Below are 18,891 nucleotides of genomic sequence, written 5' to 3'. Positions count from 1 at the left end.
GTTATTCGCCGATTATGTGAACGACACAAGACCTGTAGGAGCGAGGCTTGCCCGCGAAGAGGCCATTGAGAACACCCTATCAAGCAGACAAAAAAAGCCCGCATCGCTGCGGGCCTTTTCTTTTAGTGCGGAATTTATTGGCCCCGACGACGCAATGCGTCAATTCGCTCTTCCAGAGGCGGGTGGCTCATGAACATACGGGCGAACCCTTGTTTGAGGCCACCATTGATGCCAAAGGCATTCAGCGTGTCCGGCATGTGCACCGGCAGCCCTTGTTCTGCACGCAGACGCTGCAGGGCACCGATCATTGCACTGGTACCCGCCAGGCGTGCACCGGCATCGTCGGCACGGAATTCGCGTTTGCGCGAGAACCACATGACAATGGCGCTGGCCAGGATGCCCAAGACCAGTTCAGCGAAGATGGTCGCTACGTAGTAGGCGATACCTTGGCCTTCTTCGTTCTTGAAGATCACCTTGTCGACAAAGTTACCGATGATCCGGGCGAAGAACATCACGAAGGTGTTCACCACGCCCTGGATCAACGCCAGGGTGACCATGTCGCCATTGGCCACGTGGCCGATTTCGTGGGCCAGAACGGCTTTCACTTCATCCGGCGAGAAACGCTCGAGCAAGCCCTGGCTGACCGCGACCAGTGCATCGTTCTTGTTCCAGCCGGTGGCGAAGGCGTTGGCTTCATAGGCCGGGAAAATCCCGACTTCGGGCATCTTGATCCCGGCTTCGCGGGACAATTGCTCGACAGTTTGCAGCAGCCATTGCTCGTGCCGGGTGCGCGGCTGGCTGATGATCTGGGTGCTGGTGCTCATTTTCGCCATCCACTTGGAGATGAACAGCGAGAACAGGGAACCGGCGAAACCAAAGACCGCACAGAAAATCAGCAGCTGATTGAGGTTGAGATCAACCCCATTGGCCGCCATGAACCCGTTGAAGCCGAAAAGGCTCAGGGTGATGCTGGCAATCAGCACGACCGCCAGGTTAGTGGCCAAAAACAGCAAAATGCGCATCATGGTTGTAGAAATCTCCTCGTGCTAAAGATGTAGCGTACTGCGGGGTATATAAGGTGCTGCACCGGGCTATTCAACCGAGTGACTATTTCAAACTGTGTCCTACAGCAACAGTCTAGCGGCTTGAAGGGTATTTCCGACGTCGGCATGGGAAACGGTTGTCAGCTAATTAGCGTCGCAGGCCCCCGCCGTTGTTAGGCGCGGGCATGAAACGTGTCGTCCGTCAGCGCTTGAAACAACGATACAGGGTAGGGTGCACAGATGTGTTGCTGAATTAATCACCGTGCGACTTTAACCCGCGTCGCACGGTGACAGGCCACTTACTGGCGATAGGATTTGAGGAAGTTACCGATCCGGCCAATCGCCTGATCCAGGTCGTCGAGTCGTGGCAGGGTGACCACACGGAAGTGGTCCGGCCATGGCCAGTTGAAGGCCGTGCCTTGTACCACCAGCAGCTTCTCCGAGAGCAGCAGATCGAGCACGAATTTCTCGTCGTTGTGGATCGGGCAGACTTTCGGGTCGATCCGCGGGAACGCATACAGCGCGCCCATCGGCTTGACGCAGCTCACGCCCGGAATGTCGTTCAGCAGCTCCCAGGTACGATTGCGCTGTTCCAGCAGACGCCCTTGCGGCAGCACCAGATCGTTGATGCTTTGATAGCCGCCCAGCGCGGTCTGAATGGCGTGCTGGCTCGGCACGTTGGCACATAGGCGCATGTTGGCCAGCATGTCGATGCCTTCGATGTAGCTTTGGGCATGATGTTTCGGGCCGGAAATGACGACCCAGCCGGAGCGGAAACCGGCCACGCGATAGGACTTGGACAGACCGTTGAAGGTCAGGCACAGCAAGTCCGGCGCCAGCGAGGCGGTGCAGATGTGCACGGCGTCGTCGTACAGGATTTTGTCGTAGATCTCGTCGGAGAACACCACCAGATTGTGCTGACGGGCCAGTTCCAGCATGCCCAGCAGCACTTCCTTCGAGTACACCGCACCGGTCGGGTTATTCGGGTTGATGATCACCAGCGCCTTGGTGTTCGGCGTGATCTTGGCCTTGATGTCGGCCAGGTCCGGCCACCAGTTAGCCTGCTCGTCGCACAGGTAATGCACCGGGTTGCCGCCCGACAGGCTGACTGCGGCAGTCCACAGTGGATAGTCGGGAGCCGGCACCAGCACTTCGTCGCCGTTGTTGAGCAGGGCCTGCATCGACATCACGATCAGCTCGGAAACGCCGTTGCCCAGGTAGATGTCTTCGATGCCGACGCCTTCCACCTGTTTTTGCTGGTAGTACTGCATCACGGCCTTGCGGGCGCTGAACAGGCCCTTGGAGTCGCTGTAGCCCTGGGCGGTCGGTAGGTTGCGAATCACGTCCTGAAGGATTTCATCCGGCGCTTCGAAACCAAAGGGCGCCGGGTTGCCGATGTTCAGCTTGAGGATGCGATGGCCTTCCTCTTCCAGGCGTTTGGCGTGCTTGAGCACTGGGCCGCGAATGTCGTAGCAGACGTTGGCGAGCTTGTTCGATTTGCTGACCTGCATGGCGATGTGTTCCCGAAAATGAACGATCCAGGCGGCGTATGAACGACCGTACTGGGAATCCTGCGTATTCACACAGGCCTGACGCCTTGAGTGGCGGCACTCATAATCCGTTTGAATGCGCGTGGTCTGGCTGCCAGACTGGCGTTTGACGAGGCGCAATCATACGTGCCGCCCGATCCGTGGAAAAGGTACAGATCGGGCTTTTTCAGCTGCTGAGGTGTGATCATGGAAAAGTTGGAAAAAACCCTGGAAGAATGGCGGGCCATGCTCGATCCGGAGCAGTACAACGTTTGCCGCCTCAAGGGCACCGAGCGGCCGTTCTCCGGTAAGTACAACGACAGCAAGGTCGACGGTGTTTACCACTGCATCTGCTGCAATGCGCCGCTGTTCGATTCAAAGACCAAATTCGATTCCGGCTGCGGCTGGCCGAGCTTCTACGCGCCGATCGGCGACAGCGCCATGGTCGAGATCCGTGATGTCAGCCACGGCATGATCCGCACCGAAGTGGTCTGCGCCAAGTGTGATGCGCACCTTGGGCACGTTTTTCCGGACGGTCCGCCACCCACTGGCCTGCGTTATTGCATCAACTCGGTGTGCCTGGACCTCGTTCCCCGCGAGTAAGGCGAGCCCCGTAGGAGCGAAGCTTGCTCGCGAAGGCGTCGGGTCAGTCAATATCAGTGTTGAATGTTAAGACGCCTTCGCGAGCAAGCTTCGCTCCTACAGAGGATCAGCGTCTCACAATTTAAATTGCACGCAATTCAATTGCTCGCTATGTTTGGTCTTTGTTCTTCCACTCGGAGTTCGTGCCATGAGCGACAACCTGTTGAGCATCCCTTGCACCACCATCAAGGGCGAGCAAAAGACCCTGGCCGATTTCGCCGGCAAAGCAGTGCTGGTGGTCAACACCGCCAGTAAATGCGGGTTCACCCCGCAATACAAAGGTCTCGAAGAGTTGTGGCAGACCTACAAGGATCAAGGCCTGGTGGTGCTCGGCTTTCCCTGCAATCAGTTCGGCAAGCAAGAGCCGGGCAACGAGGGGGCGATTTCCGAGTTCTGCGAGTTGAACTACGGGGTGAGCTTCCCGCTGTTCAAGAAGATCGAAGTCAATGGTGCCGGAGCCCATCCACTGTTCGTTCAGCTGAAAAAACGCGCACCGGGCGTGCTGGGATCCAAGGGCATCAAGTGGAACTTCACCAAGTTCCTGATCGGCAAGGATGGCAAGTTGGTCAAGCGCTTTGCTCCGGCGACCAAGCCGCAGGACCTGAGCCGCGAGATCGAAGCCCTGCTCAAATGAATACGTTGTCAGTTGATTCACTGAAGCTCGACAGTCAGCTCTGCTTCAAGCTGTATGCCGCATCGCGGGCGGTGATCCGTGCCTACAAGCCTATGCTCGATCAGTTGGGCCTTACCTACCCGCAATACCTGGCGATGCTGGTGCTGTGGGAATGGCAGGAGGCGGCGCCGGAGCAGCCGACGGTCAAGGCCCTGGGTGAGCGCCTGGCGCTGGACTCCGGAACCTTGACGCCGCTGCTCAAGCGGCTTGAGCAACTGCAACTGGTGCAGCGTCAGCGTTCGGCGCGCGATGAGCGTGAGGTGCACTTGAGCCTGTCGCCCGCCGGCAAGGCTTTGCGCGATCAGGTCGGGCCGCTCAAGGCCCGGCTGTTATGCGATAGCGGTGTCGATCTGGATCGCCTGAATGATCTGCGCGATGGCCTCGATCACCTGCTGGGGCAAATCAAAGCGCTGTCGTAGTAGGTATCCACAAGTCGAGCAAAGCAGCCAGTTCTTCCCGGCGGAAAGGTTTGGCCAGGTAGTCACTCATGCCCGCCGCACGGCAGCGTTCGCGCTCTTCGGACATGGCGTTGGCGGTCAGGGCGACGATGGGCAGCTGTGGCCAGCGCCCGCTGCGACGAATCTGCCGACTGGCTTCATAGCCATCCATCACCGGCATGTTGCAGTCCATGAGCACCAGATCGAATTCGCTCTGCTCAAGCTGATCCAGCGCTTCGCCGCCGTGGGCCGCGACGCTCACCTCGCAACCGAGTTTTCCGAGCATGCCTTTGGCCACCAACTGATTGACCGGATTGTCCTCCACCAGCAGGATGCGTCCGCGTCGCAGGGGTGAGATGGCTTCGATCCGCGCCCCGTTGATGGTGGTGAGTTCCGGCTGCAAGATCCGCCGCAATGTCTGGTAAAGCGCATTGCGCGCCAGAGGTCGCGCCTGTTGCTGCAAGGGCGCGAGGGCGTTGACTTGGTCGCTGGGCAGGAAACTGCCGTAGGCGGTCACCAGCAGAATCGGCGCGGTGAAGGTAGGGCGCAGGCCAAACAGGCATTCGGGGCAGTCGGTGATCAGCACATCCGGCTTCAGCCCGATCAACCGGTCATCAATGGAACGCTGCTGATAGTCGAGGCCCCAGCTGGGCAGCAGACTGTGCAGCAGTTCCGCCAGACCGCTGCTGGCGGCGGTGATCGCGACGATGTTGCCCCGCAGTGCGGCCGGGGAAATGGCCCGGGTATGGCAGGGCAGGGGCAGGTCGGCGCAGAACTGGCTGCCGAAGCCCGCTTCCGAGCTGATCGTCAGACGCCCTTGCATGGCTTCGCAGAGGCTATAAGTCAGCGCCAGGCCCAACCCGGTGCCGCCAAATTGCCGGGTAATACCGGCACCGGCCTGGGTGAAGGGCTGGAAGATTTTCACCTGCGCATCCTGGGCGATGCCGATGCCAGTGTCGCAGACTTCGATTCGCACACCGTCTTCGAACGTTGAAAGACGCACATCGACCCGTCCGAAACGGGTGAATTTGAGAGCGTTGGACAACAAGTTGCTGACGATCTGCCGGACCCGGGTCGGATCACCGAGCACCAGAGCGGGAAATTGCGGGTCGATCAGGCATGCCAGCTCGACACTGGGCGCGGCGTTCTGGGACAGCAGGTTGGCGGTGTCTTCGATTAGCGAACCAAGGTCGAACGGAATGTGTTCGAGTTCGAGCTGGCCGGCATCGAACTTCGACAGGTCGAGAATATCGTTGAGCAGTTCCACCAGCACTTTGCCCGAGTCATGGGCGATGGACAGTTGTTGCTGCTGCTCGGCGTTGAGCGGGCCGTCCAGCGAGAGCGCGATCATGCCCAGCAGACCGTTGAGGGGCGTGCGGATTTCATGACTCATGTTGGCCAGGAATACCGAACGCGCTTCGGCCATGTCCAGGGCAGTGCTGCGGGCGACCTCCAGCTCCTCGTTCGATTGGCTGAGGCGGGAATTGATCGCCTTGAGTTCCGCGGTGCGGGCCGAGACGATGTTTTCCAGTTGCGAGAGGTAGTCGGTCAGGCGGTTTTCGGCGTTTCGCCGTTGCTGGATTTCGGTGGCGATGTTTTCAAACTGTTGATTGGCGACCTTGACCAAGACTCCGATTTCATCGTTTTCATGCCCCATCGGACACTCCAGCAACGTCGGTTCCGCGCTGCGCGGATCACGGCCACTGAGTTCGCGGATAACCCGCACCAGCGGTTTGGTCAGCATCACATAAAACAGCGCCAGCAGAATGCCCGTGAGAATCAGGCTGCGCGCGAAGCCATTGAGCAGGGTCACTTCGGCCCGGCGCAGGAAACGACTGCCGAAGGTGTAGGTATCGACTTCCAGTTGCAAGGTCCCGAGGGATTCGTCCGGCAAGTGGTCGAGGTAAAGGCGGTCTGCGAACTGCCGGTTGGCGCCGAACAGGAAGTCGCTGATCATCCGGTCATTGTTTTCCAGGCCCGGACGTTTGACGCTGGCCAGCACGGTATTGTTGTTGTCGGTCAATTGCGCGCCGATGATTGCCGGCGAGCGCAACAGACCCAGGGCCAGTTCCTGAGCAAGTTCGGCATCGATGTTGTAAGCGATGCGAGATGCGGGGTTATGGCTGATTTCCAGCAAGGACAGTATTTCGCGGTTGATGGAGGCGTCTTCGCTGGCATAATCGATGCCTATTTGCAGCAGGCTGAGCAGCGTGCCCAGAATGAAGCCGGCCAGCACCGTAATCCTGGCCTGTTTGTACGACAGCCGGTGGCTGAACTTGATATCCATGGGATGTTGAACCACTTCCGTTTCCCTTCGCTGCTCAAGCATAGTCGATCATCAATGGATACCGATGTTCTCGCAAAACACCCATAGGGGGTGTAGGCGCTGTGTTTCGTCGTTGTACCGCCATCATTACCGTGAACGTGCCCGAGGAGAAGACGTGGATTCCCGATTGAATGCTTTTCTTGAACGCGCCGATGCCGTTCTGGCCCGTATCGAGCCGCTGCTTCCCGCGCCTCGGCAAGCCATCGACTGGGCGCACTGCCTGGCCGCACGCTGGCAGCGCGAGGGGCGCAGCGGTTTTCTGTTGCCGCTGCAAGTCAGCCTGGACACGCGTTTGTCCGACTTGATCGGCGTTGACCGGCAACTGGAGCAACTGGGCCGCAACACCCGCCAGTTCCTCGATGGCATGCCGGCCAACCATGCTTTGCTCTGGGGTTCGCGGGGCACCGGTAAATCGTCGCTGGTGCGTGCCTTGCTGTCGGAACACGCCAAAAGTGGCTTGCGGCTGATCGAGATCGAACGCGATCACCTGGCGGACTTGCCGCGCGTGGTCGAGCAGATCGCCAAGTTGCCTCAGCGCTTTGTGCTGTTTTGCGATGACCTGTCGTTCGATTCGGGCGAGGGCGATTACCGCGTGCTCAAGAGCGTGCTCGATGGTTCTCTCGAACAGGCGCCAGATAACGTTCTGCTGTACGCCACTTCCAACCGTCGCCATCTGGTGCCGGAAAAGGAAAGCGATAACGAGAACTGGAAAAGGGTCGATGGCGAACTCCATCCCAGTGAGGCGGTGGAAGACAAGATCGCGCTGTCGGACCGTTTTGGCCTGTGGCTGTCGTTCTATCCGTTTACTCAGGAGCATTTCCTCAACGTCGTCGAACACTGGATCGGCCAATTGGCCGACAAGGCCGGCCTTGAGTGGCAGCGTGACGAAGAGCTGGACATCCTCGCAGTGCGCTGGGCCACGGGCCGGGGCAATCGCAACGGACGTTGCGCGTATCAATTTGCCCGCTATTGGGTCGGGCTGAAGCTGTTGGAGCACAAGGCATGATCGATTTACAAAAGAGCGGCCAGGGCCTGGAGGGCTACGGCATGCTGTGGGCGCAGCTGGAATCACTGCTGGCAGACGAGCGTGATTTTATCGCCAACGCCGCACAATTTTCGGCGTTTCTGTTCAACCAGCTCGATGACCTGAACTGGGCCGGTTTCTACCTTAATCGCAACGAAGAACTGGTGCTTGGCCCGTTTCAGGGGCAGATCGCCTGTGTACGAATTCCATTCGGTCGTGGTGTGTGCGGGGCGGCAGCAGCCACCTTGCAGACTCAACGGGTCGAAGATGTACATGCGTTCCCCGGGCACATCGCGTGCGACAGTGCCTCGAACAGTGAACTGGTAGTGCCGCTGGTCAAGGACGGTCGACTGATCGGTGTGCTGGACCTCGACAGCCCGAAACTTGCACGTTTTACTGCTGAAGATCAGGCCGGTATCGAGCAACTGGCGGCGATTTTCCTGCGTCTGACCGACTGCTGATCAGGCCTTCAAGCCGGCCTTGATCAGCAGGCTTGACGGGTCGACCGCATCAATCTGTCGTGGGTCGAGAAAACGGTTGGCGTACTGCAAATAGACTTCATCGTTGATGAACAACCCGAACAACTCAGCGTCAATGTGGGCGTCACGACACATGGTGGCCATGATGCCCAGCGCTTCGCTCAAGGACTTGGCTTTCTTGTAGGGGCGGTCGGCGGCGGTCAGCGCTTCGAAGATATCGGCAATCGCCATCATCCGCGCCGGCAAGCTCATGTCTTCGCGCTTCAAGCGTTTGGGATAACCGGTGCCGTCCATTTTTTCGTGGTGGCCACCGGCGATCTCCGCGACGTTATTGAGATGGCCGGGGAAGGGCAGGTGACTGAGCATCAGAATCGTCTGCACCATGTGGTGATTGATGATGTAACGCTCCTCGCGGGTCAGGGTGCCTCGGGTGATGCTCAGGTTGTAGAGCTCGCCCCGGTTGTACTTGTAGCGTGGCACGTCAAGCTTGAATCCCCACGGATTGTCGGCCGGAATCAGTTCACTGTCGGCGCGTTCGATCAGGTGTTCGGGTTTATCCGCCAGCAGCGGCTCGCTGACCGGCAGAGTCGGCGGCGGGGTCCGTGCCTGACGACGGTTCTCTTCCCACGAAACCCCCAGTCGATCGTCCAGGGTTCGGGTCCAGGTGCGTTGAGCGATGGTGTTCAGGCGTTGCAGATCGGCCTCGGCCATGGCCTCGCTGCCAAGATTGCAGCGGGCGATGAACGCGAAATCATCATCCAGCGCCGCCAGGTTCGCATGGCGTAATTGCGCCAGAGGCTGCTCGTCACCCCCTAGTGCGATGGCCTGCCAATAGTTGATCCAGGCATCACGCTTGAGCACTTCGAACCGTGTGCGGATTTCGTGGATGCGGTCGTTCAGGGTCTCAAGCTTCGTGGCTTTGTCGACCACGTATTCCGGCGTGGTGATCTTGCCGCAATCATGCAGCCAGGCAGCGATGTGCAAGGCTTCCCACTCATCGTCGGTGGGCCGATAGCTGCTGAAGGCCGGGGCCTGACTGGCTGCGGCCGCCTGCGCCAGCATCAGCGTCAGTGCCGGCACCCGTTGGCAATGACCGCCGGTATAGGGACTCTTGGCATCGATCGCGCCAGCCAGCAGTTGAATAAAAGAGTCCAGCAGCTGTTTCTGTTTGGCTTGCAGGCGCTGACTTTCGATACTCACGGCGGCTGCACCGGAAACCGCCTGGAGAAACGCGATGCGGTCCGGGCGAAGTTTTTCCAGGTCTTCCTGCGTGCCGCTGTCTGCCAGCAGCAGGATCAGCAGGCCGACGGTTTCGTTATGGCGATTGTGCAGCCGGATACCGATCAGATGAACCCTGGGGCACTCCAGTGCGAGCAAAACCTTCTGCAAATCTCCCGCCTCTTCGAACCCCAGGCTGGTGACGACATTGTCGGCGTTCGACAATTTCTGCATCCATTGAGGGCTCTGCGGATCCTGAGGCGTGTGTCCTTGAATGGCGAATGACGGCAACGTCTGTGAGTTGCCATGGATGACCAGCGCATGAGGCTCCACGCGATCGTCATCACTTTCCCGCAGATAGAGCAGACCGGCCTGGGCCTGGCCGATCTTTACGGTTTCAAACAACACCCGTTGCAGCAGCGGGGCAAAACGGGTCTCGGCGCTCAGGCTGTCGGTGATCTGGAAAAAACTCGCCAGGGTGTCTTTCATGCGCGCCATCGACACGCTCAGTTGGTCGACTTCAAGCACCGGCGAGCGACGGGAGGCCGGAAAGTTGAAATCGAAACTGCGAATCGCATCGGCTTCCTGCACCAGGGCGCGCAAGGGTTTGACCAGGATTCTCGAGGTCAGCCAACCCATCGGCAGGCACAACAGCAGCGTCGCCAGGGTAATCAACGCGCCTTGCCAGCGTATGCGGTAGGCATCGACGAGCAATTCGTCCTCCGGCACCAGTAGCGCCAGTTGCAGTCCCTGCGGGCCACCCTCCTGGATGCTGCTGCGCGCCACGATCCATTGACGGCCCGCGGTGTTCAGGCGATTGACCTCGGAGGGGCTGGTGAGCAGAGCCGCGAGCGTGGGGCTCAGATCGGCGGCTTTGATCAGCCGGGCGGTCTGATCGTCGACGATCAGTTTGCTGCTGTCGGGGTAAGCGATGGCATTGCCCTGGGCATCGAACAGCACAATTTCGGTACTGGGGGTCACCACATGTTCGGCCAGGGTCGCGGACAGTTCAGCCAGCGTGAGGTCGGCCCCCATCACTGCATGCTCGCCACTGCGCCGGGCCAGTGTGGTGCCGACGTTGTGGGTGGAGAAAAAAAGGTAGGGCTCGGTGGTGATCTGATCGTGGTTGCCGAGGGCGCTGGAGAACCAGGCGCGGGTACGGGGATCGTAGGTCTCGTCGGGGTTGTCCTGGCGGCTGACAAGGGCCAGGTTCTGATCGAAAAACAATGATTGGGAGCGGATCTGACCGCCGCTTGGGTGCTCGATGCTCCACACCTGATACGCCGCCGTGGCCGGTGCCTTGACTTGTGTTTTCAGGGTGACGGTACGCAGGGGACGAACCATGAAGAAGTCGCCATTGGCGTAGCCCAGGTACAGCGAGGCCAGGTCGGGATTGTCCTTGAGCGATTGGCTGAAGGGCTTGAGCAACGCCAGGCGTTGCTCAAGGTCGGGCGCCTGGGTCGCCGGGTTGTCCGCCAGCAGGTTGAGCAGATGACGAATCGGCTGATAGATGCGATGCAGGCCCAGACGGACATCCTGCTCGATGCGGTTGAAGAGTTTTTCGCTGCTGGAAAGGATGATCCGGGTGGTTTGCTGATAGTTGAAAATACCCAGTACCACCCCGGTCAGTAACAACAGGAAGGTGAACATCACGCTGATATGGATGTGCAGAGGAAACCGGCGTTGATCCGGACGCAGTGGGCTGGGCATTGCAGCTTTCTCCATGATGATTAACACACTGCTCAGCCCCCAAGCATAGTTAATGCTCCTTCATTGTGCTTTTGTCATGGCGTGCCATCTGTTGTTGCAATGATTGCTCCAGTTCGAGCATGGCGCGCTCCATGGCCTTGCTGCAATCGGCCACTTCATCGTGGTGGAGTCTGTTATTGCAGGCCTGTTCGAGCGCCTCGCAACTGTCGATCAGTCGACAGGCCAGGACGATTCGGGCCGCGCCCTTGATTTTGTGGGCAATGTCGAGGAGTGATTGCCGGTCCTTTGACCCGGATAACGCCAGCAGCGCTTTGCGGTCCAGGCGGGTGCTGTTCAGCAGTTCGGTCAACAATCGCTGGTTCAGTGTCGGGTTGCCGCCGGTCAACAGGTGCAGCCCCTCCAGACTGAAGGCCGGTGCGCGGACCGTCGGCGTGATGCCTTCCACCCTCTGGCTCAAGGCCGTCAGGCTGAGGGGTTTGAACAGGCAATCGTCCATCCCGGCCAGTTTGCAGCGTTGTCTTTCCTCCGGCTGTGCGTTGGCGGTGAAACCCAGAACGGTACAGGGAGGGCGTTGCAGGTGCTGTTCATGTTGGCGAATGGCCCTGGCCAGCTCATATCCATTCATGATCGGCATGTTGCAATCGGCAATCACCAGGTCGAATGGCTGACTCTTCCAGGCTTCGAACCCCGCCTTGCCATCTGCAGCGACGTTGAACCGATGCCCCAGAAACTCCAGTTGCTGACACATGAGCAAGCGATTGGCCGGATGATCATCGACCACCAGCACGTTCAAGGGGGTAGTGCTTGGCTGGATTTGCGGCTCGACAGATTCCGGCATCCGTTCCGTCGGCAGGGTGGCCAGGTTCAGCGAAATGCGGACCTGCGTGCCGACGCCCGATTGACTGTCCAATTGCAGGCTGCCGCCCATCATTTCGCACAGATTGCGACTGATCACCAGGCCCAGCCCCGCACCACCTCTGGCTAACTGGCCGGAGTTATCGGCCTGGACGAAAGGCTCGAACAACCGCTGTTGATCCTGCTCGCTGATTCCTGCGCCACTGTCTTCCACCAGTAACTGCAACTGGACCCGGTCGGGCTCGTCGGTCGACTGCAACTCGACGCTGATCCTGACCTGGCCCTGTTGCGTGAACTTGATGGCATTGCTGATCAGATTGGACAGCACCTGCTTGAAGCGCATCGGGTCCAACACGACATCGGTGGTCGGTTTGGCAGGGCTGAACTCCAGTTGCAGTCCGAGATTTTTCTGCCGGGCCAGTCCATCGAAAATCCGCACCACCGAGGCTACGGTTTCAGCCAGATTGACGCGCTCCGGGCTCAGGTTCAGACGCCCGGATTCGATGCGCGCAATATCAAGAATGTCCCCGATCAGTTCCAGCAGGTCTTTCGCCGAGTGGTACGCGACGTCGATGGCTGGCCGATCCGGATGACTGTGATCGATACGTTTGAGCGTCAGTTCGAGCATGCCGATGATCGCATTCATGGGCGTGCGGATCTCATGGCTCATGGTCGCCAGAAAGGTGCTTTTGGCTCGGTTGGCAGCATCGGCTTGTTCCTTCGCGGCCCGTAGTTCATCGAACAGTTGCCGGCGTTCGCTGATGTCGATCCAGCCGCCAATGACGCCCTGCACGTCACCGCTGGAGTCGCGATAGGGAAGAATCCAGTGATAGATCGTCAGCTTGCGGTCTTCGATGTGCAACGGACGGTCGAGAATCAGCGGCGTTCCCTCGGCCATGACGCGCTGGTAGTCCGCCTGATATTCCCGTGCTTCGAAGAGGTTGCCGAGGGTGCCTTGTATGACGCCTTTACCGATGATGTCTTCGCGTTTCGCGCAGAAGGTTTCCAGATAACTGTCGTTGCAGCTTTGCAGCAATCCCTGGCGATCACGCACGTAAATGGGATGAGGCGTGCCATTGACCAGCGATCGCATGAATTCCAGTTGATCGTTCAATGCGCGCTCGGCCGCCTGCCGCTGTTTGATCTGGCGCCTCATATAGGCGTTCCAGGCAACGGATATCAGCAGCAACACGCCGGCGCCTGTAACGATCTGATAGAACACGCGATGATAGTTGCGCCAGGTGCTTTGCGAGGCTGCTGAATAGCCGCGCCAGCGGCTGTTGATGATGCCCAGCTCTTCGGGGGCGATGCTCAGCAGTGCCTTGTCGAGGATGGCATTCAGTTCCTTGGCGTCGCGCCCGGTCGCCAGGGAAAACGCTGCCTGTCGGGTACCGATGGTGGTGCTGATCTGAAGTGTCTGTTCAAAGATCCGCGATGAAATGAAGTAGTTGGCGATCACCAGTGAGTTCACCGCACCTTCTGCCTGGCCCTCGGCGAGCAACTCAACGGCACTGAACGTGTCCGGGGTTTCAACCAGGTTGATCCGCGGAAACTCGCTGCGCAGGTAATCCACCAGTGGGTTGCCTTGGGCGATGGCCAGGCGTTTATCCTGCAATTGCGTGAGGTTTGTCGGGCTGTCGGCCGCTTTGCGCGTCAGCAGCACAAAGGAGTTTTCCAGATAGGGACGGCTGAAGCTCAACGTCGTTTCACGTTGAACGCTGGGGAGCAGGGCAGCGATCAGGTCGGCCTGATGGTTAGCGATCTGCTCGATCATCTCGTCATCGCTTCGGCTGCGCTGGATGTCGAAACGCAAACCGGTGCGCAATCTGATCAGCTCGAGCAGATCAGCCGTGACGCCCCGAAAGTTGCCGTCGCTGTCGAAAAACGTCAGTGGCGCAAACGCTTCATTGACCACGACGCGCACGACTGGATGTTGTGCCAGCCAGCGCTCTTCACTGTGGCTGAGTTGCAGCTTGTGATCGGTGAGAAGAATGTCGCTGCCGGCACTCCAGCGTTTTGCGATGTTTTCTCGCTCGCTGGTGGGGATGGCCTTGAGGACTGCGTTGATGATCGCGAGCAGATCCGGATTGTCCTTCTGCACGGCAAAGCTGAAACCATGGGCTTCGTGTTTACCGAAGTTGGCCATGCGGATGTTGTTCAAATACCCCTTGTTGATCATGTAGTGGGTTGAAATGGTGTCGCCGAGAAAAACGTCGGCCTGGTCGAAGGCAACCGCATTGATTGCATTCTGGTAGGACGGGTAAGAGGTGATGATTGCCTTCGGATACAGCGCCCTGACTTCGTCCAGAGGCAGATAGTGATACACCATGCTGAGCCGCATGCCGGCAAGTCCATCGGTCAGCGATCTGGTTTCTCCTTCTCGTGTCACCAGTACCGGTTGATCCACCGCATAAGGCGTGGACAGGGCAATGTCGGCATTGTCGGCCTCGAACCCATTGGCGGTGCCAAGCATGTCTACCTGGCCTTTTTCCAGCGCCTCGATAGCGGCCCCTCGGGAGGCGAAGCGCTGAACCTTGACCGGCAACCCTATGGCCTGGCCGAGGATGCCTGCGTAATCGGCGGTGAAACCTTCATAGTCGTGGCCGCTGAGGGTCAGGTCGAAAGGAGGATAATCCGGGGCCGATGTACCCAGGATCAATTCACGTTTGTCTTTGACCCATTGTCGTTGTGAGGTATCCAGTTGGACTTCCATGTGCCCGGCCGTTGAACGACTGAGCAGGGTGTAGTGTTCGCTGGCTGTCTGAGCCGCGAGTACTGAAGTGCTCAGGCATAAACCCGCGGCCATGAGTATCAGACAATCCTTGAAACGGCTGGGCATCCTGTTTCTCACACTAACGCGTTACGTTTTGCCATATCGATGAGTTCAACCAGGGATTTGGCCTTGAGTTTCTGCATCAGTCGTTTTTTATAAGTGCTGACCGTCTTGTTGCTGAGAAACATGCCTTTGGCAATTTCTTTGTTTGTACGACCCTGGGCGAAAAGTTGTAATACCATCAGTTCTCGATCATTGACGGATTTGAACAATTCCAGGTCGGCCCAGCGCGCGTCGTCACGACGAACAGGGTTCAACGCTTGACTGGGGAAGTAGTTGTAACCAGATAAAACTGCTTTGATCGCACTCATCAGTTCACTGAGGTCTTCCTGTTTGCATACATAGCCCGATGCACCGGACTGCATGCAGCGAATACCGAAAAGTGTCGGACACTGTGCAGTTAATACCAGTGTTTTTAAGGGTGTGCTCATGGCGTTGAAACGGGAAAGAACTTCCAGCCCATCCAGTTTGGGAATGCTGATATCGAGGATGATCAGGTCAGGCATGCATTCGCGAACCATCTGCATAGCATCGACCCCATTGTCAGTTTCGCCGACGACTTTGTAACCTTCATGTTCCAGCAACATTCGAACCGCAAGGCGGATGACAGGGTGATCGTCGACAATAAAAACGGAGTTCATAATCAAATCCCATACGTGCACAAATAATGCGCGCACCTTAGCTCAGATAGTTGTGGGGCCGCATGAACTGAGGGAGCTACAGCGGCAATATAGGAAAAGTCCTACAACTGAAGAAGAATGGGACTACGTATCAACTAGGTTTTGCATGAGGAAAGGCAAAAGTCTGGTAGGACTAGTCAAACGATGGAAGGCATTGAGTTAGAGGTCTGAATCTATACGCTGGTCATTGTTTTAGTGTGTTTGGGTTTTCGTGTTTTTATATGGAGGCCAAGGTCAATAAGTTTCTGAAGTCTGATTGTTTCAATGGTTTGATCAAGTAACCGAGCAAGGGCAATCCATGTTCGTAGGCCATGACTTTAAGTTTGTCCAGTTCGACGGATGTCAGACTGCTCAGAAGTATTGCCTGCCTGATCATCCCCCGGTGACTGGCGTATTCGATCAAATCAAGGCCTGCAAGGTCGGGCAGGCATTGGTCGCAAAGAAGAATGTCGAACGGTTGCGCAGCCTTGAGCATTTGTTGCAAGGCGCCTCTGGCACTGTCAGTGGCGGTCAGTTGGGTGAAGCCAAAACTCTCGAGCAGGTACTGAGTCGCCCGTAGCTGAAAGGGATGATCTTCCACCAGCAAGATGCGCCAATCATGTTTGAATACAGGAGTTTTCATGAGTCATCTGTCGAGCAAAGGGAGTGCGATTATTTCGCGAGATGGCCGAACAATCGATCAGTCCGCTCCGCACAAGGTGTAGGGCGATTCTGTCGGCGTTGAAATACAGATGAATGTCGAGAATTCGATCAGCCGCTCAGAGCTCTCTGACAGGCTGATCGATACGTTTTTATCGGTGGCTTGAACGACCGGTCATTTCCAGCGCCATTTCTCCGGCATAGCTGTCGGTCATGCCGGCGATGAAATCAATCATGCGCAAGAAGGAGGTGTGTAAAGGGCCGTGAGGGTCGGGTGCATTGTTGCCCAACAGGTCGAGTATGCGGCGGTGCTTGAAGGATGGCGTACGGCCGTTGTGTTGCTCCAGTGCCGCGCCGCAAAAGGCGTTGAGCAGGATTTCCAGGGTGGTGTAGGCGCCTATTTCGTGGAGTGTCTTGCGCTTGTCCTGGAAGATTTTTTTGCGCGCCATGTCCTTGGCATTCAAGACGCAACGTTTGGCGGGACCATGCATGTGTTCCACCAGGTCGCCAGCCAGCGTGCCGGCCAGCAGCGCATCCTGTTGCTCGACGAACGCTCGGGCTGCTGCGTTGGTCAGGTGTTCGATGGCTTTGCCCCGCAGGATCGCCAGTTTGCGCCGACGCGAATCTTGCGGGCCGAGCTGGCGATAGGTTTCCGGGAGATCGTCACCCACCAGGTCCAGCAGCAGGGACTCGACTTCGGTGTACTCCAACAGGTCCATCTCCAGGCCATCTTCCAGATCGATCAGCGCGTAGCAGATGTCGTCGGCGGCCTCCATCAGGTACACCAGTGGATGGCGCGCCCAGCGTTGTTCGTCCAGTTGGGGCAAACCGAGCTTGTGAGCGATCTGTTCCAGCAGTGGCAGTTCGCTCTGATAACAGCCGAACTTGTGCTTCTTGTAGCCCAGTGAGTCGGCGTGCCGGGCAGTCCACGGGTATTTGAGGTAGGTGCCCAGCGTGGCGTAGGTCAGCCGGGTCCCCCCTTCGAACTGGTGGTATTCAAGCTGGGTAAGTACCCGGAAACCTTGGGCATTGCCTTCGAAATTGAGGAAGTCGTTGCGTTCGGCTTCGCTCATCGCATCCAGCCAGCCACGGCCGGCGGCCTGCTGGAACCAGTGGCGGATCGCGTCTTCACCGGAATGACCGAAGGGCGGATTACCGATGTCATGGGCCAGGCAAGCCGATTGCACCACCATGCCCAGATCGCTCGGTTCGCACCAGTCGGGCAGGGCGCTGCGGATGGTTTCACCAACGCGCATGCCCAGCGAACGGCCGACGCAGCTGACTTCCAGCGAGTGGGTCAGGCGCGTGTGGATGTGATCGTTGCTGGAGACCGGATGGACCTGGGTCTTGCGCCCGAGACGGCGAAACGCGCCCGAGAAAATGATGCGGTCGTGGTCTTTATGGAAAGGGCTGCGGCCGAGTTCTTCCGGGCTGTGCACAGGCTTTCCGAGGCGTTCGCGGGTGAGCAGGGTTTGCCAATCCAAGGCTGGTTTCTCCGTCAGGTGACTGATCCCCTAGCTTCCCGGTTCGCGCCGGTCCCTGCAAGGAGAACTAGAGCCCCGCGGCATCGATATCGATGAGCAGCAGTCGCTCGCCGTTATCGAAGAATTGCCCGGCGGTGAGGCAGTATTGATTGCTGGTGGCGTCGCGGTAAGTGTTGGAAAGCGTCAGCCGGCGCTCATCCCAACCCTCGGCCAGCAAGTGATAAAAGTAGGGGCGCCATGACCAGTTATGGCCCAGGTAGCGGTTATCGGCTTCCCAGCCGTTGTTGTGCCATTCCAGGTTGGGGGTCAGCTGCGTGCCGTGGCGGTCGCATTGATAAAAGCGCAGCAACCAGGGAAACGCTTCCAGTTGCGGCAAGGTGCTGAGGGGCGCGCTGGCTTGAGCCCAGGCTTGCAGGATGGTCATCAGTTCGCTGAGTTGCTGGCGCATGATCATCAGGCGAGCGCGCTCAGCCAGTTTTTGCTGAACATAGCGCTGACGCAGTTGCGCGAAGCGCTCGACAAAGGCATCTGTGGCGAAGAAATCAGCTTGCGCACGGGCGAACAGAAAGCCCTGTACGTAGCGAGAACCACACTCCAGGGCAAAATTCAGTTGAGCTTCGGTTTCCACGCCCTCAGCGATAATCCAGCAACCGGTTTTCTCCGCCATTTGCGCCAGTGCCTTCACCACCTCGCTGCTGGGGCCTCCCAATGCGGCGGCCTGGAACAATCGCATGTCGAGCTTGAGAATGTCCGGTTGCAGGGCCAGCACGCGATCGAGCTGAGAGTAACCGGCACCGAAATCATCAATGGCGATCCGCGCCCCGGCTTGTCGGTAACGGGCCACGACTTCGGCAAGACGCTGGCTGTCGCCGCCCAGTTCGGTGATCTCAAAGACGATTCGTTGCGCGTCGACGCCATGCCTGCTCAGCTGCTTGAGGCTTGGCAGTGCCTGGTCCCGGTGCAAGCGACTGATCCAGCGGGGCGATATGTTGAGGCTGAGAAACCAGTCCGGGGGCGCTTCATGCAGACGGCTCAGCGCATCATCGCGAATCTGGCGATCAAGACGACGCAGGGCGATGGCGGGGGTTCGCGGGTCGGCGAACAGCGGTCCTACCGAGGACAGTTGACCGTCGGCCTGACGCAGTCGACCCAGCGCCTCGACGCCAGCGATGCGGCCCGTGGCGGTATCGATGAACGGCTGAAAGCAGGCGAGCGGTTGCCCGTCGATCACGAGGCCTCCTTAGTAAGGTTTTGTTCCGGGTAAACCTGGACACCAAGCAGGCACGCAGGACTAACCTCTCGATAAAGAGGTTAATCCT

At 58.4% G+C, this 18,891-nt stretch carries 14 protein-coding genes; 5 read left to right on the top strand and 9 right to left on the bottom strand.

The genetic code is table 11. The features are described 5' to 3' along the window. Positions 1–134 precede the first annotated feature (134 nt). Positions 135–1,025, bottom strand: coding sequence for a protease HtpX (gene htpX, locus KW837_RS17435; RefSeq protein WP_218397501.1), 891 nt, complete (start codon positions 1,023–1,025; stop codon positions 135–137). A 317-nt stretch (positions 1,026–1,342) separates the two neighbouring features. Next, the gene (locus KW837_RS17430) at positions 1,343–2,554 is read right to left on the bottom strand and encodes a pyridoxal phosphate-dependent aminotransferase (RefSeq protein WP_123497595.1); all 1,212 of its coding nucleotides are present in this window, start codon (positions 2,552–2,554) and stop codon (positions 1,343–1,345) included. 225 nt (positions 2,555–2,779) lie between these two features. On the opposite strand from KW837_RS17430, the gene msrB reads away from it, so the two are divergent. The 3 genes from msrB (at position 2,780) to KW837_RS17415 (ending at position 4,306) form a co-directional block, all read left to right on the top strand. Further along, positions 2,780–3,175 carry a peptide-methionine (R)-S-oxide reductase MsrB gene (msrB, locus tag KW837_RS17425; protein WP_123723198.1) on the top strand — a complete coding sequence of 132 codons (396 nt, stop codon included), beginning with the start codon at positions 2,780–2,782 and terminating at the stop codon, positions 3,173–3,175. A 187-nt stretch (positions 3,176–3,362) separates the two neighbouring features. Next, a complete protein-coding gene (locus KW837_RS17420; protein ID WP_218397499.1) occupies positions 3,363–3,848 on the top strand; it encodes a glutathione peroxidase in 486 nt (161 codons plus the stop codon). Further along, positions 3,845–4,306: a MarR family winged helix-turn-helix transcriptional regulator gene (locus KW837_RS17415; RefSeq protein ID WP_038982224.1), complete on the top strand. Its 462-nt coding sequence runs from the start codon at positions 3,845–3,847 to the stop codon at positions 4,304–4,306. Before KW837_RS17420 ends, KW837_RS17415 begins: the two co-directional genes overlap by 4 nt. Here KW837_RS17415 and KW837_RS17410 read toward each other — a convergent pair. Continuing rightward, the gene (locus tag KW837_RS17410) at positions 4,290–6,611 is read right to left on the bottom strand and encodes a response regulator (RefSeq protein ID WP_218397497.1); all 2,322 of its coding nucleotides are present in this window, start codon (positions 6,609–6,611) and stop codon (positions 4,290–4,292) included. The two genes, KW837_RS17415 and KW837_RS17410, sit on opposite strands and share 17 nt — an antisense overlap. Positions 6,612–6,765: 154 nt before the next feature. On the opposite strand from KW837_RS17410, the gene KW837_RS17405 reads away from it, so the two are divergent. Next, positions 6,766–7,656: an ATP-binding protein gene (locus tag KW837_RS17405; RefSeq protein ID WP_192344092.1), complete on the top strand. Its 891-nt coding sequence runs from the start codon at positions 6,766–6,768 to the stop codon at positions 7,654–7,656. After that, positions 7,653–8,135: a GAF domain-containing protein gene (locus KW837_RS17400; protein WP_008075659.1), complete on the top strand. Its 483-nt coding sequence runs from the start codon at positions 7,653–7,655 to the stop codon at positions 8,133–8,135. The genes KW837_RS17405 and KW837_RS17400 overlap by 4 nt, the downstream gene beginning before the upstream one ends. Here KW837_RS17400 and KW837_RS17395 read toward each other — a convergent pair whose 3' ends face one another. The 6 genes from KW837_RS17395 to KW837_RS17370 form a co-directional block, all read right to left on the bottom strand. Further along, positions 8,136–11,081, bottom strand: coding sequence for an HD domain-containing phosphohydrolase (locus tag KW837_RS17395; protein WP_218397494.1), 2,946 nt, complete (start codon positions 11,079–11,081; stop codon positions 8,136–8,138). Positions 11,082–11,130: 49 nt separating this feature from the next. Beyond that, entirely contained in the window at positions 11,131–14,775 is a 3,645-nt protein-coding gene (locus tag KW837_RS17390; protein ID WP_218397492.1) for a transporter substrate-binding domain-containing protein, read from the bottom strand. An 8-nt stretch (positions 14,776–14,783) separates the two neighbouring features. Further along, a complete protein-coding gene (locus KW837_RS17385) occupies positions 14,784–15,410 on the bottom strand; it encodes a response regulator (protein ID WP_007895044.1) in 627 nt (208 codons plus the stop codon). A gap of 256 nt (positions 15,411–15,666) precedes the next feature. Then, positions 15,667–16,071, bottom strand: coding sequence for a response regulator (locus KW837_RS17380; RefSeq protein ID WP_192344095.1), 405 nt, complete (start codon positions 16,069–16,071; stop codon positions 15,667–15,669). Positions 16,072–16,240: 169 nt separating this feature from the next. Then, positions 16,241–17,572, bottom strand: coding sequence for a deoxyguanosinetriphosphate triphosphohydrolase (locus tag KW837_RS17375; RefSeq protein WP_218397491.1), 1,332 nt, complete (start codon positions 17,570–17,572; stop codon positions 16,241–16,243). Between the two features lie 67 nt (positions 17,573–17,639). Further along, a complete protein-coding gene (locus tag KW837_RS17370) occupies positions 17,640–18,803 on the bottom strand; it encodes an EAL domain-containing protein (RefSeq protein WP_218397488.1) in 1,164 nt (387 codons plus the stop codon). Between the last annotated feature and the right edge of the window lie 88 nt (positions 18,804–18,891).

It is taken from the genome of Pseudomonas sp. PDM24 (assembly GCF_019218905.1).
In the GTDB taxonomy this organism is placed as follows: Bacteria; Pseudomonadota; Gammaproteobacteria; order Pseudomonadales; family Pseudomonadaceae; genus Aquipseudomonas.
The sequence above is the reverse complement of the archived record's forward strand: the minus strand, read 5'-3'. Positions and strand labels throughout refer to the sequence as shown.

What these genes read in the sequence shown, in the direction of transcription:
- KW837_RS17400 (WP_008075659.1), top strand. Translation starts at nt 7,653, where the DNA reads ATGATCGATTTACAAAAGAGCGGCCAGGGCCTGGAGGGCTACGGCATG.
- KW837_RS17415 (WP_038982224.1), top strand. Translation starts at nt 3,845, where the DNA reads ATGAATACGTTGTCAGTTGATTCACTGAAGCTCGACAGTCAGCTCTGC.
- KW837_RS17410 (WP_218397497.1), bottom strand. Translation starts at nt 6,611, where the DNA reads ATGGATATCAAGTTCAGCCACCGGCTGTCGTACAAACAGGCCAGGATT.
- KW837_RS17390 (WP_218397492.1), bottom strand. Translation starts at nt 14,775, where the DNA reads ATGCCCAGCCGTTTCAAGGATTGTCTGATACTCATGGCCGCGGGTTTA.
- KW837_RS17430 (WP_123497595.1), bottom strand. Translation starts at nt 2,554, where the DNA reads ATGCAGGTCAGCAAATCGAACAAGCTCGCCAACGTCTGCTACGACATT.
- msrB (WP_123723198.1), top strand. Translation starts at nt 2,780, where the DNA reads ATGGAAAAGTTGGAAAAAACCCTGGAAGAATGGCGGGCCATGCTCGAT.
- KW837_RS17420 (WP_218397499.1), top strand. Translation starts at nt 3,363, where the DNA reads ATGAGCGACAACCTGTTGAGCATCCCTTGCACCACCATCAAGGGCGAG.
- KW837_RS17380 (WP_192344095.1), bottom strand. Translation starts at nt 16,071, where the DNA reads ATGAAAACTCCTGTATTCAAACATGATTGGCGCATCTTGCTGGTGGAA.
- htpX (WP_218397501.1), bottom strand. Translation starts at nt 1,025, where the DNA reads ATGATGCGCATTTTGCTGTTTTTGGCCACTAACCTGGCGGTCGTGCTG.
- KW837_RS17385 (WP_007895044.1), bottom strand. Translation starts at nt 15,410, where the DNA reads ATGAACTCCGTTTTTATTGTCGACGATCACCCTGTCATCCGCCTTGCG.
- KW837_RS17395 (WP_218397494.1), bottom strand. Translation starts at nt 11,081, where the DNA reads ATGCCCAGCCCACTGCGTCCGGATCAACGCCGGTTTCCTCTGCACATC.